20 protein-coding genes are annotated in these 22,380 nt (G+C 58.0%); 9 read left to right on the top strand and 11 right to left on the bottom strand.

What is annotated here, in order from left to right:
* Positions 1 to 20 precede the first annotated feature (20 nt).
* Genes ACR0DY_RS05455 through ACR0DY_RS05445 form a run of 3 tightly spaced genes read left to right on the top strand, consistent with a single transcriptional unit; the run spans position 21 to position 2,812 of the window.
* A complete protein-coding gene (locus ACR0DY_RS05455) occupies positions 21 to 1,202 on the top strand; it encodes a phytanoyl-CoA dioxygenase family protein (RefSeq protein ID WP_480545951.1) in 1,182 nt (393 codons plus the stop codon).
* A 48-nt stretch (positions 1,203 to 1,250) separates the two neighbouring features.
* Positions 1,251 to 2,057: a 5-deoxy-glucuronate isomerase gene (gene iolB, locus ACR0DY_RS05450; protein ID WP_480897917.1), complete on the top strand. Its 807-nt coding sequence runs from the start codon at positions 1,251 to 1,253 to the stop codon at positions 2,055 to 2,057.
* Positions 2,054 to 2,812: an SDR family NAD(P)-dependent oxidoreductase gene (locus ACR0DY_RS05445; RefSeq protein ID WP_480483303.1), complete on the top strand. Its 759-nt coding sequence runs from the start codon at positions 2,054 to 2,056 to the stop codon at positions 2,810 to 2,812. The genes iolB and ACR0DY_RS05445 overlap by 4 nt, the downstream gene beginning before the upstream one ends.
* 15 nt (positions 2,813 to 2,827) lie before the next feature.
* On the opposite strand, the gene ACR0DY_RS05440 is transcribed toward ACR0DY_RS05445, so the two are convergent.
* The 3 genes from ACR0DY_RS05440 to iolC are packed head-to-tail and all read right to left on the bottom strand — an operon-like array spanning position 2,828 to position 5,478.
* Positions 2,828 to 3,667, bottom strand: a complete 840-nt coding sequence (locus ACR0DY_RS05440; RefSeq protein ID WP_480558916.1) for a class II fructose-bisphosphate aldolase — start codon at positions 3,665 to 3,667, stop codon at positions 2,828 to 2,830.
* Positions 3,664 to 4,500, bottom strand: coding sequence for a 5-deoxy-glucuronate isomerase (locus ACR0DY_RS05435; RefSeq protein ID WP_480558918.1), 837 nt, complete (start codon positions 4,498 to 4,500; stop codon positions 3,664 to 3,666). Before ACR0DY_RS05435 ends, ACR0DY_RS05440 begins: the two co-directional genes overlap by 4 nt.
* Positions 4,501 to 4,509: 9 nt before the next feature.
* Positions 4,510 to 5,478: a 5-dehydro-2-deoxygluconokinase gene (gene iolC, locus ACR0DY_RS05430; protein WP_480483371.1), complete on the bottom strand. Its 969-nt coding sequence runs from the start codon at positions 5,476 to 5,478 to the stop codon at positions 4,510 to 4,512.
* Positions 5,479 to 5,602: 124 nt separating this feature from the next.
* Between iolC and ACR0DY_RS05425 the strand changes: the two genes are divergently transcribed.
* Positions 5,603 to 6,706 carry a Gfo/Idh/MocA family protein gene (locus tag ACR0DY_RS05425; protein ID WP_480538911.1) on the top strand — a complete coding sequence of 368 codons (1,104 nt, stop codon included), beginning with the start codon at positions 5,603 to 5,605 and terminating at the stop codon, positions 6,704 to 6,706.
* Positions 6,707 to 6,743: 37 nt separating this feature from the next.
* A complete protein-coding gene (locus tag ACR0DY_RS05420; RefSeq protein WP_480897915.1) occupies positions 6,744 to 7,877 on the top strand; it encodes a Gfo/Idh/MocA family protein in 1,134 nt (377 codons plus the stop codon).
* Here the strand turns inward: ACR0DY_RS05420 and ACR0DY_RS05415 are convergent, their stop codons facing one another.
* From ACR0DY_RS05415 to ACR0DY_RS05395, 5 genes are all read right to left on the bottom strand, one after another.
* Positions 7,878 to 8,876, bottom strand: coding sequence for a LacI family DNA-binding transcriptional regulator (locus ACR0DY_RS05415; RefSeq protein WP_480585759.1), 999 nt, complete (start codon positions 8,874 to 8,876; stop codon positions 7,878 to 7,880).
* 225 nt (positions 8,877 to 9,101) lie between these two features.
* Positions 9,102 to 9,884 carry a dimethylarginine dimethylaminohydrolase family protein gene (locus ACR0DY_RS05410; protein WP_480483315.1) on the bottom strand — a complete coding sequence of 261 codons (783 nt, stop codon included), beginning with the start codon at positions 9,882 to 9,884 and terminating at the stop codon, positions 9,102 to 9,104.
* 3 nt (positions 9,885 to 9,887) lie between these two features.
* Positions 9,888 to 11,492 carry a 5-guanidino-2-oxopentanoate decarboxylase gene (locus ACR0DY_RS05405; RefSeq protein ID WP_480545963.1) on the bottom strand — a complete coding sequence of 535 codons (1,605 nt, stop codon included), beginning with the start codon at positions 11,490 to 11,492 and terminating at the stop codon, positions 9,888 to 9,890.
* Positions 11,489 to 12,673: a pyridoxal phosphate-dependent aminotransferase gene (locus ACR0DY_RS05400; RefSeq protein ID WP_480897913.1), complete on the bottom strand. Its 1,185-nt coding sequence runs from the start codon at positions 12,671 to 12,673 to the stop codon at positions 11,489 to 11,491. Before ACR0DY_RS05400 ends, ACR0DY_RS05405 begins: the two co-directional genes overlap by 4 nt.
* Positions 12,670 to 13,326 (bottom strand): TetR/AcrR family transcriptional regulator, encoded by a 657-nt coding sequence (locus ACR0DY_RS05395; protein ID WP_480897911.1) that lies wholly within the window; start codon positions 13,324 to 13,326, stop codon positions 12,670 to 12,672. Before ACR0DY_RS05395 ends, ACR0DY_RS05400 begins: the two co-directional genes overlap by 4 nt.
* Positions 13,327 to 13,404: 78 nt before the next feature.
* On the opposite strand from ACR0DY_RS05395, the gene ACR0DY_RS05390 reads away from it, so the two are divergent.
* Genes ACR0DY_RS05390 through ACR0DY_RS05375 form a run of 4 tightly spaced genes read left to right on the top strand, consistent with a single transcriptional unit; the run spans position 13,405 to position 16,567 of the window.
* Positions 13,405 to 14,202 (top strand): ABC transporter ATP-binding protein, encoded by a 798-nt coding sequence (locus tag ACR0DY_RS05390; protein ID WP_480897909.1) that lies wholly within the window; start codon positions 13,405 to 13,407, stop codon positions 14,200 to 14,202.
* Between the two features lie 44 nt (positions 14,203 to 14,246).
* Positions 14,247 to 15,011, top strand: a complete 765-nt coding sequence (locus tag ACR0DY_RS05385) for a transporter substrate-binding domain-containing protein (RefSeq protein WP_480475308.1) — start codon at positions 14,247 to 14,249, stop codon at positions 15,009 to 15,011.
* A 9-nt stretch (positions 15,012 to 15,020) separates the two neighbouring features.
* Entirely contained in the window at positions 15,021 to 15,773 is a 753-nt protein-coding gene (locus ACR0DY_RS05380) for an ABC transporter permease (RefSeq protein ID WP_480475310.1), read from the top strand.
* Entirely contained in the window at positions 15,770 to 16,567 is a 798-nt protein-coding gene (locus tag ACR0DY_RS05375) for an ABC transporter permease (protein WP_480483323.1), read from the top strand. Before ACR0DY_RS05380 ends, ACR0DY_RS05375 begins: the two co-directional genes overlap by 4 nt.
* A 327-nt stretch (positions 16,568 to 16,894) precedes the next feature.
* On the opposite strand, the gene ACR0DY_RS05370 is transcribed toward ACR0DY_RS05375, so the two are convergent.
* The 3 genes from ACR0DY_RS05370 to ACR0DY_RS05360 form a co-directional block, all read right to left on the bottom strand.
* Positions 16,895 to 18,310, bottom strand: a complete 1,416-nt coding sequence (locus tag ACR0DY_RS05370; RefSeq protein WP_480545969.1) for an FAD-binding oxidoreductase — start codon at positions 18,308 to 18,310, stop codon at positions 16,895 to 16,897.
* Between the two features lie 103 nt (positions 18,311 to 18,413).
* Complete coding sequence (locus ACR0DY_RS05365; RefSeq protein ID WP_267366859.1) at positions 18,414 to 18,671, bottom strand: DUF4242 domain-containing protein; 258 nt, start codon at positions 18,669 to 18,671, stop codon at positions 18,414 to 18,416.
* 26 nt (positions 18,672 to 18,697) lie between these two features.
* Complete coding sequence (locus ACR0DY_RS05360; protein WP_480545971.1) at positions 18,698 to 22,294, bottom strand: adenylate/guanylate cyclase domain-containing protein; 3,597 nt, start codon at positions 22,292 to 22,294, stop codon at positions 18,698 to 18,700.
* Between the last annotated feature and the right edge of the window lie 86 nt (positions 22,295 to 22,380).

Here is a 22,380-nt window from a genome sequence, read left to right as displayed (position 1 = left end):
CCATGAAAGAGGAGTTTGTCATGGTACATCAAGACCTTGGATATGTCGGCTATTTTGACCGGGAATCCTGCGATCTGGATGAGTTCAAGGTGTTGACCTCGCAAAACCTGACAGCCGGTGCGGTGCCTCATGCCGCATCGGTGCAAAAGAACGTTCCGATCTATGATATGCATGCGCTGCGCCCGGTGTTGGAGAAGGCTGATCAAAGAAAAGCGCTGCTGGCGGAATGGGCGTATGTGCTGGACAAGTCGGCGGGCGTGATCGTTCTAAAAGGCGCATTTGCGGATACGTCCGTGATCGACCGTGCGACCGCTGTGTTCCATCAGATCATCGAGGAAGAACGTCAGGGCGGGGCCGGGGAAGGCGACCACTTTGCAGCCTCGGGCGCGAATGACCGGATATGGAACGCGTTACAGAAACAGTGCTTGCGCGATCCCGAGGGCTTTGCGCTCTATTTCGGGAATGTGGCCATTGCAGCGGCTTGCGAGGCGTGGCTGGGGCCGAACTATCAAGTGACCACGCAGATCAATCAGGTGCGCCCCGGCGGCAAGGCACAGCAGGCGCATCGGGATTACCATCTGGGCTTCCAGACCGCCGACAGCGCCGCCCGGTATCCGGCCCATGCCCATCTGGTGACGGCTTCGCTGACCTTGCAGGGGGCGGTTGCGCATTGCGATATGCCCGTGGAAAGCGGTCCAACCAAATTGTTGCCCTTTTCGCAGCTTTATGCGCCGGGATATCTGGCCTTTCACGATGCGGCACACCGGGCGTTTTTCGAAGAGAACTACATTCAGTTGCCTCTTGAAAAGGGGGATGCCGTTTTCTTCAATCCGGCGCTGTTCCACGCTGCCGGGGAAAACAGCAGTGCGGATATTCAGCGGATGGCGAACCTGTTGCAGGTCTCGTCTGCCTTCGGTCGTGCGATGGAGATGGTTGACCGGCAGTCCATGTCGCAGGCGGTGTTTCCGTCGCTGGTCGCCCTGAAACAACGGGGGGCGCTGAGTGCGGCAGAGCTGAATGCGGCGATTGCCGCAACGGCTGAGGGCTATCCGTTCCCGACCAATCTGGACACCGACCCGCCGATTGGTGGCAATGCGCCTGAAAGCCAGGCCGACATATTGCACCGGGCCGTATCGGAAGGGTGGGCCGAGGCCCGACTGTCCGAGGCGCTTTCGGCCCTGCAAGCACGACAAGCGGCCTGAGGGCGAAACAGGCGGGCCGTTTAGGCCCGCCCAATAAGGAGAACAAGAATGGCAGACCTGCTGAAGAAGCCTAAGGGAACCCGTGGCAAGGTACATGACATCACTCCGGACAGTGCCGGATGGCGATATGTGGGTTTTGGGCTGTATCATCTGCAAGCGGGCGACAGGGCGGCCGAGGCGACAGGAGACCGCGAGATCATTCTGGTGATGGTCGAAGGCAAGGCACGGATCACCGGGGCCGGTCAGGACTGGGGTGTATTGGGCGACCGGATGAACGTGTTCGAAAAGACACCGCCGCATAGCCTGTATCTGCCCAACGGAACCGAGTGGGAGGCTGTGGCGGAAACCGACTGCGTTGTGGCGGTGTGCTCGGCCCCGGGTAAGGGCGGCCACAAAGCGCGCCGGATCGGGCCGGATGGCATCACGCTGACCGAACGCGGCAAGGGTGTGAATACGCGGTATATCAACAATATCGCGATGGAGAACGAGGATTATGCCGACAGTCTGCTGGTGACTGAGGTCTTTACGCCCAATGGGCACTGGTCCTCTTACCCCAGTCATCGACATGATGAGGACGATTTTCCCCGCATCACCTATCTGGAAGAGACGTATTACCACCGCCTCAACCCGGCCAACGGGTTCGGAATTCAGCGGGTTTATACCGATGATGGCCAGTTGGATGAGACGATGGCTGTCTCCGATGGCGATGTTGTGATCGTTCCGCGTGGCCATCACCCTTGCGGCGCGCCCTATGGGTTTGAGATGTATTATCTGAACGTCATGGCGGGCCCGCTGCGCAAATGGCGGTTTGCCCTGGCCCCCGAGGTCGAATGGATCATGGAGCGTGACGGATGAGCCAAGACTTCGCCAATTACCCTAGCCTTGCGGGCAAAACGGTTATCATCACCGGCGGGGCCGGGGGAATTGGTGCGGAAACCGTTCGCGCCTTTGCCGCGCAAGGGGCGAAGGTCGGGTTTCTGGATATCAATGCGGATGCGGGCCATGCTCTGCTGGCGGACTTGGACGGTGAACACGCCTTTGCGCAATGTGACCTGCGCGATATCGAAGGGACGCGGGCTGCGCTGGAGCAACTGGTCGAGGAGCTGGGCGAGGCGGATGTGCTGGTCAACAACGCCGCCCAGGATGACCGCCACGACTGGCGCGAGGTGACGCCGGACTATTGGGATGAGCGGATGGCGACCAATATCCGCCATATGTTCTTTGCCATTCAGGCTGTGGCCCCGGGTATGATCGCCAAGGGCGCAGGTTCGATCGTCAACATAGGATCGAATTCCTGGTGGGAGGCCGGGGCAGGTTTTCCGGCCTATGCCACCGCCAAATCGGCGGTGCATGGCCTGACCCGCACCATGGCGCGCGAATTGGGCGATCACCGCATTCGTGTGAACACGGTGGTGCCGGGCTGGATCATGACCGAGCGCCAGAAAGACCTGTGGGTCACGCCCGAGGCGCTGGCCAAACAGGTGGACCGTCAATGCCTGCCCGATCCGATAGAGCCTGTCTATGTCGCGCGCATGGTTCTGTTTCTGGCCTCGGACGACGCCGCCATGTGCAGCGCGGGCAACTTCATGGTCGAGGGCGGCTCGATCTGAAGGCGAAAGCGCGCGTTAACGTTGCGGTGGTGCGCCAAAGGCACGGATGACCATGCGCGCGGCGGCTTCGACCGGATCGTGGGTTTCTTTCAGGATCGTGACGCGATCAAACCGATCCGGGTCACGATTGACGGCCTCACGCATGGCATTTCCGAACGCCATACGCAGCTCGGTCCCGATGTTGAACTTGCAGATCGAGGTTTCGCGGGACAGCTTCACGCGCTGATCTATCGGCACGCCCGACCCGCCATGAATGACCAGAGGTACTGTGGTCATGGCGTCGATCTCGGCAATACGGGCTTCGTCCAGACCGCCTTCCTTGTTTTGTTGCAGATGGACGTTGCCGACCGATATCGCCATCGCATCCACACCGCTTTCACGTGCGAACTGGGCCGCTTCTGCCGGGTCGGTGCCGTTCGATCCTTCACCGCCCGAGTACCCGACAAAACCAATCTCGCCTTCGCAGGAAATCCCTGCCGCATGGGCCATCTCGGCAATTTCGGCAGTTTCATCGATGTTTTGCCGCAGGGGTTTGCGCGACCCGTCGAACATCAGCGAGGTGAACCCGCTGTCCAGCGCGATCTTGCAGTCCTCGAACGTATAGCCGTGGTCCAGATGCGCCACGACGGGCACCGAGGCGTTTTCGGCCAGATACCGGAACATCTTGCCCAGGATCGGCAGTGGCGTGTGCTCGCGGCAGCTGGGTCCGGCTTGCAGGATCACGGGCGCATTCTCGGCCTCGGCCGCGGCTACATAGGCGCGCATGTCTTCCCAGCCGAGTGTGACCAGCCCGCCTACGGCATAGCCCTGTTCATAAGCGGGTTGCAGGACGTCTTTCAGTGTGACGAGGGTCATTTGAATTTCGCAATCATGTCTTTGATGCCAGGAATGGTCTCGATCTGATAGGCATGTGTGGGCTGGAAATACTGCACCAGAGAACGCTGGGTCAGGCCGCCGAGGATGGTGAAATAATACATCTCGTACCCCGGCAAAACGCAGCAGGGGTGATAGCCCTTGTCGATGCAAACGGTCGATCCATCCACGATGTGATAGGCGTCGCCCGGCTGGTTATCTTCGCGCTGCAACATCTGAAGGCCCGAGCCCCAGTTGGGCTTGAACCGGAAATTATAGGTCTCATCGTGGCGGGTCTCGTCCGGCAGGCGGTTGGTGTCATGCTTGTGGCTGGGGAAGCCCGACCAGCCGCCCTGACCGACGGTGAACAGCTCACTCACCAGCAGGCGGCCGACCTTGTCGTGTTGCTTTTGGCCAAGGATGTGTTTGATCTTGCGGTGGGTTTTGGTGTCGTCGCTGCCATATTGCACAAGGTCGTGTTCGCGCACATCGAACGGGTCCAGCACCTTGTCATATGTTGCACCGGCAATGAACACCTCGGTCGCGTCAGAAACGCAGACCATCTGCACTTTTGCGCCGACGGGCACATAGACGCCCTCGGGCTCGCCATCCCAGACATCTTCGCCCCGGTTGCCCAGACTGGGGAAGGAAACGCCTTCGACATCCACATCGACGCTGCCGGTTGCAGGGACGATGCAGGTCTCGTAGCCCGGCACCTGGTATTCGAACGCCTCGCCTTTTTTCAGTTTGACGATGTTGAAATAGTTCAGCGGAACTGACGGATCACCGGCGTCAACGATGGGCTTGTTCTGATTGTCATAGGGCGCGATATGCATGGGATACTCCTATGTGGTCGGGCCAGGGTGAGAGGCGAGGAACGCGTTCAGTTCGGGGGTCGTCGGCATGGCGGGGGCGCAGCCGGGTTTGGAAACGACAATGGATGCGCAGGCGGAACCGCGCATCACCGAGTCTTTCAGCGAGTGCCCCGCCGCGATCGAAGCCAGAAGCCCTGCCATGAAACTGTCACCAGCCCCGACTGGCTTGATGGCGTCCACTGGGTAGATCCCGGTTCTGATTTCCTGCCCATCCGCCAGCGTCACGGCGCCTTTTTCGCCCATCTTGTAAATGACAACCCGGCCCGGTTTCCTGGCGAGGTCCTGTGCCTTGGCAAAGCCCTTTTCCATGCCGCCGGCCATGAAGCCGAACTCTTCATCATTGCCGACAATCAGGTCACAGGCTTCGCCCGCACGGGACAGAACGTCAGCGGCAATTTCTGGCGATGGCCAGCTGTAGGGGCGGTAATCAACATCGAAAATGATCGGAAGGCCAGCTTTGCGCGCGTTTTCAAACCCTTGGAACGTGGCGCTGCGCGAGGGTTCCGACGCAAAGACGGTACCAGCCGAGATCAGGGCCGAGAAGGATGAATAATCAACCTTGTCGACATCCGCGTCAGTAACCTGAAAATCGACCGCACCGTTGCGGTAGATGACATTCTGAAAGTTATCGGTCCGGCTTTCATACAGGGCCAGAGAGGTGCGATACTCACCCCCCAACACGCGGATATAAGAGGTATCCACCCCGTAATGTTGCAACCGGTTGAGGCAGAACCGACCAATTGCATCGTCCGAGACGGAGGTGATCAAGGATGCCTGACTGCCCAGCTTGACCAGACCGGCGCAGATATTCGCGGACGAGCCGCCAAGATCGGCATGGAACGTATCGGCCTCTTCGCTTTTGACACCGATCGGGTCTGCGTAAAGGTCCATACCCGCACGCCCCAGAACGGCAAAGCTGTTTCCTTTGATACCCTCCATCAAAGCGCTCACGTCATGTCCTCCGGCAAAGTGGGGTGGGCAAAGTTTGGACCTTGCGTTGAATCGATTCACACGATACTGATTTTGCAACCGGTTGCAAACACAATGTGCGAGGCCATGGCAGATGCCTGAAATCGGAGTGGGAATCGTGGGGGGCGGTTATATGGGCAAGGCCCATTCCGTTGCCATGTCGGCCGTCGGTGCGGTGTTCAACACGGCGTTGCGCCCCCGGCTTGAGGTCATCTGCGCGTCGAGCCCGGACAGTGCCGAACGCTACCGGGCGGCCTATGGATTTCAGCGGGCAACCGATGACTGGCGCATGTTGGTTGAAGACCCCAGGGTCGAGGCAATCGTGATCGCCTCGCCTCAGTCAACACATCGTCAGATTGCCGAAGCGGCTTTTGCCTTGGGTAAACCGGTCTTGTGCGAGAAACCATTGGGTGCATCGCTTGAAGACAGTCGGGCGATGGTTGCCGCGGCAGAGGCTTCGGGGGCGGTGAACATGGTGGGGTTCAACTATATCCGCACACCCGCCAGCCAATATGCCCGCCAGTTGATTGCCGATGGCGCGATTGGTGACATCACGTGGTTCCGGGGCGAGCATACCGAGGATTTCTATGCAGATCCGCAGGCCCCGGCCACCTGGCGCACAACCGGTAGGGCCAATGGCACAATCGGCGATCTTGCCCCGCATATGGTCAACGGCGCATTGGCCCTAATCGGGCCCATTGCGCAGGTGATGGCCGATGTTGAGACCGTTCACAAAACCCGCCCCGGTGGTGAGGTAACAAATGACGACCATGCCCAGATGATGTGTCGGTTTGAAAACGGGGTGATGGGAAACCTGTATTTCAGCCGCGTCGCGACGGGTCGGAAAATGGGCTATGCCTATGAAATCTCGGGCACAAAAGGCGCGCTCCGGTTCGATCAGGAGGACCAGAACGCGCTGTGGCTATACAAGCGCGAAGGACCCGAAGCCGCGCGCGGGTTCACCAAGATCCTGACCGGCCCCGCGCACCCGGATTATGAGCCCTTCTGTCAGGGTCCGGGTCATGGAACCGGCTATCAGGACCAGATCATCATCGAGGCCAAGGACTTTCTACAGGCCATCCACACCGGCGAGGCGATCTGGCCCACGTTCCGCGACGGGCATGAGGTCAACCGCGTGCTGGCCGCTGCGCTGGCCTCGTCCGATCAGCGGCAGTGGCAGGACATCAGCGATTTCTGATCGCTCTACGAGACAATTCCAATGAGAGACAATGACCATGGCTAAGTTGAGATGGGGCATGATCGGGGGTGGTGAAGGCAGCCAGATTGGCCCTGCACATCGCCTTGGGGCGCAGGCGGACGGGTTGTTCGAGCTTGCTGCTGGCGCGCTGGATCACCGGCCCGACGTGGGCCGCGAATACGCGCAGCGATTGGGTGTTGCTGCCGATCGTGCCTATGGTGACTGGCAAGAGATGCTGGCGGGCGAAAAAGACCGCGAGGATCGGGTTGATCTGGTAACCATCGCGACGCCCAATTCGACCCATTTTGAGATTACCAAGGCGTATCTTGAGGCAGGTTTTAACGTGTTGTGTGAAAAGCCGATGACCATGACGGTGGAAGAGGGCGAAGAGATTGTGCGCGTGGCCGAAGCCTCGGGCAGGATCTGTGCGGTGAACTACTGTTACTCTGCCTATCCGATGGTGCGTCAGGCCCGTGCAATGGTGCGCGCAGGCGATATCGGCAAGGTGCGTCTGGTGGTGACCAATTTCAGCCACGGTCATCATGGCGACGCCACAGATGCGGATAATCCGCGCGTGCGCTGGCGCTATGACTCAGCGATGGCCGGTGTTTCGGGGCAGTTTGCCGATTGCGGCATCCATGCGTTGCACATGGCCAGTTTCATCTGTGACGATCAGGTGAAAACCCTGTCTGCCGACATGGCTTCGACCATCGCCAGCCGTGAGTTGGAAGATGATGCAATGATCAATTTCCGGATGGAGGGCGGCACGGTTGGACGCCTTTGGACATCATCGGTGGCGATCGGACGGCAGCATGGCTTTGACATTCAGGTTTTTGGCGAAACCGGTGGGCTGCGCTGGGCGTCCGAACAGCCCAACCAGTTGATCTATACTCCGGTCGGGGGGCGTACTCAGATCATCGAAAAGGGTGAGGGCGGTTTGCACGACGAGGTGCAACGCCTGTCGCGTGTCGCCATAGCGCACCCCGAGGGGTTCCCGCTGGCGGTCGCCAACATCTATTGCGATCTGGCGGATGCGATCCGCGGTGAAAGACGCGACGGTCTGCCCGGTGCGGCAGATGGGCTGCGGTCCATTGCGGCCGTTCACGCGGCTGTTGCATCGGGCAAGGCCGATGGCGTATGGAAGGACGCGCGGCCGCCGATGTTTCGCTGATCAGGGGCGGGGCCGCAATGTGCCCCGTTCAATCACGCGGCAGGGGAAAATACGGGCCTCGGGATAGCGCTGAGGCTCTTTCAGCATCTCGACAACCAGATCGACGGATGAGGTGATGATCTGCTTGATCGGCTGGTGGATCGTTGTCAGGTTAACGCTTTCCCAGCGCGACATTTCCATGTCGTTCAGGCCGATGATTCCAATGTCCTGACCCGGTTTCAGCCCGTGATCGGCCAGTGCGGACAATGCGCCAACAGACAGGATGTCATCGCCACAGAAATACGCTTCGGACGGGGTGTTGGCCAACAGGCGCAACATTTCGGCGCGACCGGCTTCGAAGGAATAAGCCCCTGCGAAACAATGGCTTACTTCGATATCGGGATGATCTGCCAACTCCTCCATGAACCCGCGATACCGGTCGAGCGCCGAGGTTGCATCTTCAGGCCCGCCCAAATAGCCGACACGCTTATATCCGCGCGCCAAAAGCTCGCGCGCGGCCATGCGCCCGCATTCGACATTGTCGATTCCCACGACATGCACTTCGGGTGAGGTGGCCGAGCGGCCAAATGTATGCACCACCGGTACGCCCGCATCGTGAAACGCCTTGGCAAAGCTGGGCGGCAGCGTCGAAGACGCAACGATGGCCGCGTCAACCGAATACTGGCGCAGCATGCGGACCGAGTTTGCGGGCTCGGTCTCGTCCGTCAGGTTCACGATCAAAGGGCGCAGCCCGCGTTCCTGCAATGCGCGGGTGAACTGATCGAAAACCTCAAGAAAAATCGGGTTGTGAAAGTTGTTCGAAATCAACCCGATCAGTTTTGTGCGCCCGGTGGTCAGGGACGAGGCGAGGGCATTAGGACTGTAGCCAAGCTCGCGCGCGGCCTTTTCAACTTTGCTGCGTGTTTTTGCAGAGACCGAGGCGCCTTCGGTAAAGGTGCGCGACACCGCAGATCGCGATACACCAGCCAAGGCTGCGACGTCTTTCAGGGTCACGCTCACGCAGTGCGGCTCCGGTCGTTGATGGTCAGAGATATCAAGGTGTTTTGCATCAGAGATTCATTATGCACCATCGCAAAAGTCTTGCAACCGGTTGCAGGTCGCACTCGGCGGACGAGATCATCGGCGGCCACCTATGTTTATGAGCGAATGGCGGGAAAGGAAAGACCGGTACAGGCGACGGTTCTCGCAAGAAACACCAAGGATCGAACGCTACCGGTCACGCCCTTAGAACCTTAACGAAAGGCAGGACATTCCACCATCCAGCTTTGCGCAGTCGGTGTTGTCGATTTCTACGACCTCATACCCTTCGCGATCCAACATCTCAGCGGTGCGTGGGAAGCCGGCGGCCATCAGCACCAGATTGTTGAAGCGGATCGCATTGGCGGCAGCTTCCTCTCCGTCCGCAACATGCAGCACCCGGTAGCCCTCAAAACAGCCCGATGCATCCAGCCGTCGGGTCGACAGTATTGTCTCGGCGTCCATCAGCGAACAATCTGTCTTGAAGTGTAGGACGCCCTCGGGCGTGAAAACTTCGCGCAGTTTGTGCCCCCACTCCGAGGTGATTTTCGCCAGCTCGGCGACACCTTCCGCGTCAGTCCGGTCTGACCGGCCTACCAGAATTTCGCGACCGGTAACAAGGATATCTCCACCCTCGACATGGCCGGGTCCCTGAATTTCCAGAACCGTGTCGTAGCAGTCGCGAAGGGTCGGCGCCATTTCAGCCACTTCACCCATCCGCGAAGGTGCGCCGGGCCGCATCAATATCGCACCTTGCGGCAGGCAAAGGGCTGTATCCTCGACAAATTGCGCGTCGGGAAACGCGTTCAGGGGATCCAGTTCGATCACCTCTGCTCCGGTGCTTTTCAGTGCTGCCACATATGCCTTATGCGCCGTTGTCATCCCGTCGAAATCCGGGTTTCCGATATCTTCTGCACGCAACCCGCCTGCAATAGTCGGAGCCGGACGGCGGGTGATGGCGCGGGAAAACTCAAAGGTTGGGTCTGACATGTTTCAATCTTTCTGAGCTGCGAATTTCGGAGCGGTGACTTCGATCATTACCGGCCCGTTCTGGGCGGCAGTTTGGCGCAATGCCTGCGCGACAGCCTGCGGTTCAGCTGGAACCGAAGCGAATGGAATACCGTATGACTTGGCCGTCGCCGAAAAATCAGGAGGCGAGGGATCACATCCTATGACTGTCACGCCCGCATCCTGCATTGACGTGGCAATTTCCTGGTATCCGTGGTTGTTCCAGATCACGAAGGTGATCGGCAGGTCTTCGTCGACCGCGGCCATAATTTCAGGCAGAGAAAACTGCGCGCCCCCATCGCCCGCGATGCATATCACACGTGCCGTGGGATCGGCGACCGAAGCGCCGATGGCAGCGGGGATTCCATAGCCCAGCGCGCCGTACCCGGTTGCCGCGTTAAACCAGCCTCCGGCCCGGTCGTGATCGTAGAAAAGATTGCCGGCATAGATCGGTTGGGTGGAGTCTCCGACCATCAGGGTGTTGGGGACCGCAGAACGCATTGCGTTGAGGATTTCCACCTGTTTGCGATAGTCCGGACCAATTTCCGCCCAGGCGGCGTCACGTGTTTTGCTTGCACGTTCCGCGCCATCGCTTTGCTTTGGCTTGTGCGGCAAGGCGTCAACCAGCGCTGATACAGCCAAGTTGACGTCACCTTGAATGATGAGCGCTGCCTCATGTCGCGTCAGTTGCCCGCCACATTGATCAATCCGTATCAACCCTGACATTTTGGCAATTTGGCCGGTGGCATACATATCATAGTCGGTTGGGCCCAGCTCGGTTCCCAGTGCAAGGACGCAATCGGCGCTTTCTATCAAGCCGCGTACGGCGTTCAGGCTGGGGCTGGCCGGAACGGTCAGTGGATGCCTGTGCATCAGGCCGCGCGCGTTGACCGTTTGCACCACGGGCGCATCCAGAGCTTCGGCCAGAGCCTGCAATCCAGCCTCGGAACGTTTTGCGCCGCCGCCCGCCAGAATGACAACGTTCTTCGCTTTGGCCAGTTGCTGTGCGGCTTGTGTAATCAAAGCCGGGTCAATCGGAGAGGCTGAGACAAGCGGTTCGACCTGTGTTTCCTGATAATCAGCCGCTGCAATATCCAACGGAACTTCGATATGCACCGGTCCGGGTCGACCGTTGGTGAGGGTGTGGAACACGCGGTCCAAGGCCGGGTCCAGAGCGTTGGTGGCGGAAACCTGTTCGGACAACAACGCAACGGTCCTGGCCAGTCCCGACTGGTCTGGCAACTCATGCAGATGCCCTAAACCCCTGCCAAGCGACGCGGTTTTGTTGACCCCAGACACCACCAGCATTGGTATTGAATCCGCGCGGGCCTGCGCCATCGGCGTCAATGTATTGGTTAATCCGGGCCCGGTGATCACAAAGGCCACACCCGGTTTGCCTGACACGCGCGCATAGCCGTCGGCCATAAATCCTGCGCCCTGTTCGTGTCTGGGTGTAACGTGACGAATGCCCGAGCCTGCAAGCCCGCGGTAAAGCTCGACCGTATGAACGCCCGGAATTCCGAAGACGCAGGTCACATCCCTTTGGCGAAGCCTGGCAACCAATGCTTCGCCCACGGTCATTTCACTCATGCAACCTCGCGTGATTTTCTGTTGGCGTGATCGATTATGCGAGAGACCGCAGTGGCAAAGTCGGTGTCACTGATCGTCAGTGCGACCCGTACCCAGTCTTTCAAGCTGTCCCCAAAGGCGGAACCCGGCATGACAGCCACCCCGGTCTGCAACAGGTCCCAGGCATAGGCTTCGCCGTCCAACCCGGTGGCGGAGACGTTGATCATGGCGAACATTCCCGCCTGAGGCCGGTGAACGGTCAGATCCGTTTCTGCTTCGAGGCGATCAGCCAAAAGCGTAGCGCGCGCTGAAAAACGGGCGGCCATGCCGGAGGCAACCTCGGACCCGTCGCGGATCGCCTTTTCAGTCATATCGGCGATAAAGGGCTGATTGCCGAAAAGCATGGTCTCGGAATAGGGCAGTAGCGCTTCGCAAAACGCGGCTGGCCCGACACACCAGCCACTGCGGAACCCCGGCGCGGCATGTGATTTCGAGATGGATGATACGCCTATGACACGATCCGCCAGTTCCGGGTCTGCCAGTGGCGACACAAATCTGGCCCCGTCAAAGATCAGTTCTTCATAGACCTCGTCCGAGATAATCCACAAATCATGCGCAATCGCGAGCTGTCCGATCTCGGCTAGCTCCTCGGCGGTCAGGATCGCACCCGTTGGGTTGTGTGGCGTGGTCAGAAGAATGGCGCGGCTGCGCGGTGTTACGCGTACGGCGATATCTTTGGCCTGCATGCGAAACCCGTGTTCCGGGCGCAGCGGTACGGGCACCATTTCCGCCCCAGAAGCACGCACGACCCCTTCGTAGGTTGCATACATCGGATCACCGACCAGAACTTCGTCACCGGCCTCGGCAACGCCGGCCATGGCAGCGAACAATGCGGTCTGCGTTCCGGGAAAGCACAGAAAATTCTCGGGCCCGAAAACGCGTCCGCGGGAAGCCGAGTAACGGGCGGAAAGCGCGTCAAGCAAGCCAGCTTCGCCACGGCCATTGGAGTAGCCCGTTCGCTGGGCTCGTAGTGAGGTTACGGTGGCTTCGACCAGCGCGTCCGGCACCGGCACGTCCGGTTCACCTATCGTCATTTCGACGATGTCCGCTCCGGCCTTAATAAGGTCGCGCGCTTTCAGATGTACGCCCCATTTGGCGCCACCCAAGCCCGCTAACCGTTCTGTCACAGATGTGGTCTTCATGGTTGTTCCACCTCTTTGATCAATGAGATACCGACGATAGCACTGACGGAATCCAATCCGATCTGCGCCAATTGACCTTCGGAAAATTCATCTGGAAGCGCACCGCCTTCCAGCCAAAGACCATCGATAACCGCGTTGCAGGCAATGGCCAGTTGCACGGCTTGCGGCGTGGTGACTGGACGTCCGGTTTCTTGCAATGCGGCGACGATCAGCTTTTCAAGCTGATCCCGGAAATAGTTATAGGTTTGCTGGTGGATGCGTTGCATTTTCGGATCCCGCTGCACCTTGTTCAGGAAACCGGCCCACAAGGCCACAGCGCTTGGATCAACGATTGGCGGTCGCAGCGACGCATCAACGAAGTTGGTCAACTGAGATACTGCGCTGCCTTTCCCTGACGACGCAGCTGTCTGATCGGTCAGCGTATTCATGTGATGTTCGTACGCAGCCTGAACCAGTTCCTCCTTGGATGAGAAATAGTGCCGGATCAGCCCTTGGGTCACGTTCGCGCGGGCCGCGATCTGACGCACAGTGGCACCCCGAACGCCCATCTCGGCAATCAGGTCCAAAGTCGCCAGGATAAGCGCCTCGCGCCGAAACTCGGCAGATTCACGTGTAAATTTACGGCTGTCGTCCTGCACGTCCGGGCCATCCATGGTACGGAATTATTATACACTTGCATAATTGCGAGATTCGAGGCTTACTGCAAGCTGAAAATCAGAAGATTCTTGGATATGGACACAGCCAAAGCAGCATCACCCGCACGCGAAACAACCACGTCTGACGAGGCGATAAGGGTTGAGGACCTGCACAAGTCTTTCGGCACGCTGGAGGTTTTGAAAGGTGTCTCGCTGACAGCGAACAAGGGCGATGTCGTTGCCATCATCGGGGGCTCAGGCTCGGGCAAATCCACGATGCTGCGCTGTATCAACTTTCTGGAAACACCAAGCTCGGGAAAGATCACGATCGGCGGTGAGCTGGTTGAAATGCATGCCGACGGCAGCCCCTCGAACCGCCGCCAGATTGAACGTATCCGTACGCGGCTTGCGATGGTTTTCCAGCAGTTCAACCTGTGGACACATCGAACGCTTCTGGAAAACGTGATCGAGGTGCCCGTGCATGTCCTTAAGGTACCAAAGGCCGAAGCTGTCGGGCGGGCGCATGACCTGCTGAAAAGGGTGGGGCTGGGGGACAAGGCCGACACCTATCCGGCCTATCTTTCAGGCGGTCAGCAACAGCGCGCCGCCATCGCACGCGCGCTTGCGGTGGATCCTTCGGTGATGCTTTTCGATGAGCCAACTTCAGCGCTTGACCCAGAGCTTGTCGGCGAGGTTCTGACCGTGATCCGGGATCTTGCAGCGGAAGGGCGCACCATGCTGCTTGTGACCCATGAAATGAAGTTTGCGCGCGAAGTCGCGAACCATGTCGTCTATCTTTTCGAGGGCCGCATTGAAGAGCAGGGTCCACCTGCCGAGGTCTTCGGAAATCCAAAATCAGAACGATTGAAGCAGTTCCTCAGCTCGGTCGCCTGATCCACTACAAAAAACAACAATATAAACCTAAAGGGAGTAACAAAATGAACGTCAAGAAACTGCTCGCGTCCGGTCTTGCCGCCGCTGTCCTTTCGGCTGGTGTTGCCAGTGCAGAAGAGGTCAAGATCGGCATCGCGGCCGAGCCTTATCCGCCCTTCGCGTCGCTGGACAGTTCAGGCAACTGGGTTGGTTGGGAGATCGACGTCATCAATGCAGTTTGCGCCGCTGCGGAACTTGACTGTGTTATCACGCCGGTGGCCTGGGACGGTATCATCCCTTCGCTGACGGGGCAGCAGATCGACGCCATCATGGCCTCGATGTCGATCACCGAGGAACGGTTGAAAACCATTGATTTCAGCGATCCTTATTACAACACACCTGCGGTTATCGTTGCCGATAAATCGATGGATATCGAAGCAACCCCGGAATCGCTGGCGGGTAAAGTCATTGGCATTCAGGCTTCGACGATCCACCAAGCCTATGCGCAGGAATACTTCAAGGATTCCGAACTGCGCGTCTATCAAACTCAGGATGAGGCCAATCAGGACCTGTTTGCGGGTCGGATCGACGCCACACAAGCTGACAGCATTGCGATGGCCGATTTTGTGAATTCGGATGCCGGTGCTTGCTGCGAAATCAAAGGTGCCGTGAAGGACGATCCCGCCATTTTGGGGCGTGGTGTCGGTGCGGGCGTTCGTAAAGGGCAGGATGACCTGCTTGCGGCGTTGAACAAGGGCATCGCGGCAATTCTTGCCGATGGCACGCATGAGAAGATCACGTCGAACTATTTCTCGACCAGCATCTACTAAGCCGTTGCCGTGACCGGATTTCTGGAATCACTTGGTTTGGCGCAGAGCGCAGAGCTTCTGTCGCTCTCGCCGCCGGGGTGGGGGGCCAATCTGCTACGCGGATTGTCCCACTCCTTGCAGATCGCTTTTGGCGCATATGCGCTGGGCCTCGTGATCGGATTGTTCGGAGCGTATGGCAAACTTTACGGCGGGAAGGTCACGCGCGACCTTCTTGCCATTTATACGACCGTGATCCGGGCCGTGCCGGAACTGGTCCTGATCCTGATCCTGTATTACGTGGGATCCGATATTATCAACAAAATATCTGCTGCCATGGGTGGTGGCCGCGTCGAGATCAACGGCGTTGCCGCAGGCATTTGGGTGCTGGGCGTCGTTCAGGGCGCGTATGCGACCGAGATTCTGCGCGGTGCCATTCAGGCGGTTCCGCCCGGTCAGATCGAAGCGGCGAAATCCTACGGGATGCCGGCCTTCATGACCATGCGGCGCGTCACAATCCCCGCCATGATGAGCTTTGCGGTACCGGGTCTGGCCAACTTGTGGCTGATTGCAACCAAAGACACCGCATTGCTGGCCGTTGTCGGCTTTAACGAGCTGACGCTGGAAACGCGCCAGGCGGCCAGCAGCACGCGGGCCTACTTCACCTTTTTCCTGGCGGCGGGCTTCCTTTATCTGATGGTTACGCTGTTTTCGGGTGGAATCTTTGCGCGGATTGAGAAATGGGCCCGTCGCGGCCAACCCGCTCTGAACGGAGGCAGCAGATGATCGACCTCAGATCTCTGATGCAACCTCATCGTATCGTGATGATGCTGATCTTTGCCGGGATCGCGGTTTGGTGCGCGATGACATTGCGGTGGGATTGGATACCCAATTATGCGCCTCTTGCATTGAAGGGTATCTGGACCACGCTTTGGTTGCTGGTTGTCACGATCGTTCTTGGATTTTTATTGGCTGTACCCCTTGGATTAGCGCAGGCCGTTGGGCCATGGTATCTTGCGGCACCCTCAAAGGCGTTCTGTACCATCATTCGCGGCACACCGCTGCTTTTGCAGCTTTGGTTGCTGTATTATGGCCTCGGCTCTCTGTTTCCGCAGTTTCCATGGATACGATCGTCTGAACTTTGGCCGTACCTGCGTCAGGCTTGGCCCTATGCGGTGCTGGCGTTGACACTTTCTTATGCGGGTTATGAAGGCGAGGTCATGCGCGGAGCCTTCAAGGGCGTTGCCAAAGGACAGCTGGAGGCGGCCAAGGCTTTTGGTATGCCAAGGCTGACGATGTTTCGCCGCATCTGGTTACCGCAGGCAATCCGCAATGTTCTGCCGACTTTGGGCGGTGAAACTATCCTGCAATTAAAGGCAACACCGCTGGTCGCCACAATAACCGTGGTTGATATCTATGCCGTGTCGTCCCGTGTGCGTGCCGATACGTTTATCGTCTACGAACCGCTTATCCTGTTGGCTGTATTCTACATTCTCGTAGCGGGCGTAATTGCTTTGGTGTTCCACTGGCTCGAGGTGAAGGTTCTGGGAACCGGACGCCGCAATGGGCTTGTCGGATAGTTTCGGCCAGTAGTCGAAAGAAACTTGCCCCGCGAATTCCGAGGCGGTTATTCGATGAATTGTTCTTAGCGACCCAGATTGCAGGCTTAAGCGTAAAACAGGTGTTTGAAGCGGGATCAGGGACGTCGGTTCGGTCGCGCCCCGCAAGTTCAACGCTCTAAGGATACAGCATCTAGGGTAGCTGCACGACAAGAGGGCATGAGTGCCAGCGCGGCCATAGGTGAGAGGAACCGCTTGGCGCGATAGCCGAACAGCGAGAAAAATTGAGTGGTGCTAAGACAGCGGTCCCAACATCAATGCAGTTCGGGAATTGCCACTCTGGTTGTCTTACGTTGGTAGAATATTGTGGTTCATCCTGAACAAGTTGGTGGGATCGTACTTTCCTTTGATCTTGGACAGCTTTTCGCCGTTCACTCCATAAGCGCCTTTCATGTGATCGGATTGGTCTTCAGGCATGAAGTTCACATAGGCACTGCCTGTTGAGTACGGTTTCATCTGTTCGTACAGCTGGCGTGCCCAACCGATGCAGGTGTCATCCTTGTCAGGGTCTTCCCATCGCGTGTGGACATTCATGATGAAATGCGCAGATCTTTGTGGGTAGGCGGTAGAAGCGGGCTCAACGCGGGCCATCGCGCCACCGACATGAGCAATGAATACCTCGCAGGCGGGATCAGGAAGAGTGGAAATCGCGTCCAGCAGGTCCGTGATGGCGGCCGGGGGCAGCGTGTTGAAGTCATGACTTTTCCAATAGTTGCGGACGCCCGGCGACAACAGAGGATCAAAAGCCGCCTGCCAGTCCACGAATCTGTGCGGTGAAATGACATCCACAATCGGCTCACCCAGCGCGCGCAAGGCCGACATCGCTTTTTCACCTTCATCCATCGGGCCGCTATAGCACGCTGCGAAAATCAGCACTTCGCGCCCGTGCCACTCTTCCGGCAGGAACGGGAGCGGCGGCGCCTTTCGCATCACGCTCCAGACGGTGAGCTCATCGGGGGACGTGTCCGCAATGGCCACAAATTCGGAAAGCAATTCTGGTGCCTTTTCGATCGGGTGCACGATCAGGCCGGACAGGACATCCGGCCCAAGATCATGCAACTGGAATTCGAATGAGGTAACTACACCAAAGTTTCCGCCACCACCACGAATGGCCCAGAAAAGTTCCGGGTGGCTCGTGGATGATGCGGTGACAATCGCGCCATCCGCTGTGACGACTTCTGCCGACAGAAGGTTGTCGATTGTCATGCCGAATTTCCGGGTCGTCCAGCCGAAACCGCCGCCCAGGGTCAGCCCGGCGATGCCGGTGGTCGAATTGATGCCTGTGGGGACGACAAGACCATGGGCCTGTGTTTCGCGATCAACGTCTCCAAGCAACGCACCGGGTGCAACGCGGACAGTTTTGCGGGCAGGGTCCACGTGAACCGAACGCATCTGGGACAGGTCCAGCATGACGGCCTTGTCCGCGACGGCGTGCCCTGCAATCTGGTGCCCACCTGATCGAACGGTCATCATGAGGCCTGCTTGTCGGACGAAGTTTATTGCCTTCTGGACGTCGCTCGCCCCCATCGCACGGATCACGAAGGCGGGGAAACGCTCGAACATGCTGTTCCAGGTAATCCTGGCTTCTTCGTATTCCGGGGTTCCCGGCAGGTAGACCCCGCCGCGCAGTGAGGCATCAAGCGCGTCCAAATCGCCTTGATCCACAGTTGCGATATGTCCGTCGAGTGCTTTCAGGTCAAACATGCTTTGGCCTCCCTTGTTTCAGGAAAGGTTTCGCGCACGGCTGCCTCGTGAGTTTGTTATTGCCCTGAGAAGGGGATACTTGGTTGTGGGGGAAAGCTGGTCGTCAGGCAAATAGTCCCGGATCGATCCGATCTACCGGCGTGATGACATCGGCAGGAATGTTCAGACGCTCGGCCGCTTTTCGCAGGCTTTCTTCATCCGGGGCTTCGTAAAGGCAGTATGTTTTGCGCTTATCTGCGCTGAGGAAGGAAAAGATCCATTCAATGCCGACTTCGTCGTTGATTTCTTTGATGTGAATTTTGTCGTTGTCGCTGATATTCAGCTGCTCGGCAAAATTCCGTTCAATGATGTATCGTGGCATTATGCCCCCCAAGCATATTCCGGGCCTTAACTGGCTACCCCTTCGAGCTTTGACTTAAGGGAAACCATACTCAATTTCTGTGATATTGCCAACGCTTCCCCTTCCAGTTGAAACGCCAGTTCCAAATCGCTGGGGCGGCCCTGTTGTCTGAGTGCGGATGCATACGCTGCCTTGGAATGCGCAATCCAGGGTGGGCAAATCATCCGCGTGTCAATCTCGATGGCTTTTTGGAACATCTTCCCGGCAATTTCCCAGTCTTTCAGCACCGTTGCCAGGTTCCCCAAGCGTCGGGCTGCGGCACCCGTGCAAACTGTGGTTGCCCCTGCGGTGATCGTCAGGTCTTCGTAAGGTTGCAGCATGCCGTAAAGCGTCTGGGCATGATCCGGATGCCCGACAGCCACGCAGATGTCGGCAAGATAGGACAGAGTTGTTGAATACATGGCATCTGGCGGCAGGTCGAAGCCGTTTTCCGCCATTTCATTCAGTATTTTTTCGGCTGGTTCCGTGTACCCCAGTTCGGCTGCGATAAGGCCAAAACCCGGCTTCCACGAGATGTCTTCGGGGCTGTCGGTCATCAGTTTCTTGATCACAGGCGCGACCTCGTGCAGGCGGTTCTGCTCGCGCCGGATGGTAAACATCTGAACGCCGAAAACACCCTCGACATGTTCGCCGTGCGTTTTTCGACCGATCTTGACCGCTTCGGTGGCGTGCTTTTCAGCCTGAACAAAGTCGCCTTCCATGATTGCAACCATGGCGCGTGCGTGTTTCTGAACCCAATAGAGTTGCAGATGATTGTCCTTTTCTGAAATCGCTGTCAGCAACTCGAGCGAGTTGTCCATCAGGTCACGGTCGGCCATTTCAGCACCGACAAACAGGCTGAGCGTCCGGTCGCGGCCCTGATCAATGGTGCCAAGCTTTTCTGCGACCCGATGCATGGCATCCAGGTTTTCACGCCAATGGCGCGCCTCTCGCCCGTTGCGCGCGATGAATGGCGCCCCAAAATGCATCATCATTACCGAAAACTGGGATTTATGATCCCCAAGCTTCGCTGCCAGTTCCATGGATTGCTGACCAAAGCGGGTGCCTTCGGAAAACTGGCCGACAAACATATACGCCCTTGCAAGTTGGCTCATCAACCGGCACCGCCTGACTTCGTCACTGTCAGACAGGTCTTTCAGCGCCTTGTCACAAAGGTCAATGGCCTCGTGATGTCGCGTGCTTGTCATCATGCACGAGTCAGCAAAATGATTGGCTGCATCGGCTGCCAGCTCCACGTCATGGAGTTTCCGGGCAGCTTTAGATGCACTTTTCAGAACTTCCATCGCCTCAGGCAACCGGCCCTGGCTGTCATGGCTGCGTCCGACAAGAATTTTGCCCCTGACCATCTCCGCACTGATTTCAGAGCCAAGTTTTTCCGCAGCCCTGAGTGTTTCCAGTGCATTGGCCATCGCTTCCTGGCTGGCTGACCGGGCCAACGCCATTTCCGCCGCAGCTTCCCATTTGTCGAATGCGGCGCGCCATTCTTCTGCTTCTGACAGATGGCGGGCCACCAGCTCGGGTCGGCGTTCGATTTCAGCTGATCGCATTGCGATCAGTGCACGGGCAACGTTTGAATGTTGCTGCCTGCGGGTAGAGCTCAGCATGGATTGATATGCCGTATCGCGGATAAGGGCATGGCGGAACACAAAATGCCCGCGGTTGTTTCCGCTTTCAAAGATCAGTCCCGTTCGCGACAGTTCTTCGAGACGAAGATTGATATCCGCGCGTTCCAGCCCCATCGCGGCCCTCAACAAATCTGGTTCAAATTCCCGCCCAATGACTGACCCCGTCAACGCGACCTGTTTGGCCTCGGGCGAAACTGCATCAAGCCGCGCCATCAAGGCACCCTTCAGCGAGGATGGTATGTGGACTTGTCCCTGCTCATCAGCATTCACGATCGCCTGGGTCAATTCTTCGACAAACAGGGGCACACCGTCCGTTTTTTCGATGATTGTCGCGATCAAGGCATCGTCCGGGTCCTTGCCGGTGATATTGCGGACCAGATCCGAGACATCAGCAGAACCGAACCGGCGCAACAGGAGTGTTTGAACATGCGTGTCCCCGTCATCGCGGGCCAGGTCCCACCCAGGTCTGTGGGTCATCAAGATCATCAGGGGAAGATCGGTGCAAATCGCCTTGAACCGCTCCAGCAGGGCTTGCGTCGAGGGATCGATCCAATGTGCATCCTCAACACACAGAATAACCGGGCGCACGCCGGCCCGGACCTGCACCGTATGGATAAGGGTTTGGATCGTTATGTCGCGTTGCTCCTGCGGCGACATCTCGAGAACTTCACGAGCCAGCGCGCTGCGCGGCGCAACCAGCGCTGCAAAGACAGGCAGAACCTGTTCCCAGTCCAGACCTTCCCGGCCTTCCAGCAGCTTCCTGACATGTTCCAGAATTTGATTGTCGTCAAAATCCGGTTCAACGCCCGCATCCTGTGAAATTCGCTGGGTGACCGGATGAAAGGGGCTGCTGGTCAGATAGGGCGAGCAGTTCAGCCTTATCACATCGGCTTGTCCGGTTGCTGTAACGTCCGCAAGAAACCCCTCAGTCAGGCGCGACTTTCCAATCCCCGCCTCCCCCGACAGCAGAACGACCTCACCATGACCGTTTTGGGCACGTTGCCACGATTGCAACAGGATACCCTTTTCGTAGTCCCGGCCAATCATGGTGCTGCCAGCGTCATCCTTGTATGACGCGCGAAACCGGCTTTCCGCGCTGCGTTCCGATACGACCTTCAACAAGGTCCGAGGGTCTTTGAAACCCTTCAACTGAGTTGATCCAAGGGTCTCGAACTCGAATATCCGGTGCAAGGCGGCTTCGGTTTCTTCTGCAGACAAAACCACCGAGTTTGGCAGGGCGCGTTCCTGTATCCGCGCCGCCAGATTGACCGCCGGCCCGGTCATGGCACCTTCTTCGTACGAGTTTTCGCCGATCGTGTCACCGACCACGACATCGCCGCTGGCAATACCCAGTCTGGCTGACAAACGCTCACCGTCAGGGGCGTTGAGCTCTTCAACCCGACGGACGCACTCAAGCCCCGCCTTTATCGCGCGAATGGCGTGATCTTCGTAGGCTGTTGGCCAGCCGAAAAACACAAGAAGACCGTCGCCAAGATATTTCGCGACATAGCCACCATACCTGCTCACTGCCCCCGCGACGGTATCCTGATAGTTCTGTAGCAGATCCCGCATGTCTTCGGGATCAAATCGGTTGGTCAACTCCGTCGAGCCGACCAGATCAGCGAACAAGACTGTCAGATGACGCCGCTCAGCCGCAGGTGCGATGGGCTTTTTTGCTGGTGCAGCTTCGCCATGCACATCATCAAGGGCGGATGGCTGAGTTTTCTCGCTGGTTGGCTCCCCTGCGGCTGGCGCTGATGAAGACAGGCGCCCAGAGCCAACCAAATCCTGAACCGCCGCAAGGATGATCTTTCGGTGACCAAGGCTTACCCCAAGCTCTTTCAGGTCGTCGCCTGTCAGCAATGGCAAAACCCGCGCATCAATGTCGTTTTCCGCAAAGGCACTTGCGTACTGACCCAATCCGAGGTCGTTTAGCCACGTGTCCATTTCAACCGACATATCCGGATCATGCTGAGATACGTGTCACTAATCAAGAAAACGCTATTTACTCAGCGGGGCGATCAATGCGCAGCGGACACAGTTTC

This window comes from Ruegeria sp. O6, assembly GCF_056535045.1.
The sequence above is the reverse complement of the archived record's forward strand: the minus strand, read 5'-3'. Positions and strand labels throughout refer to the sequence as shown.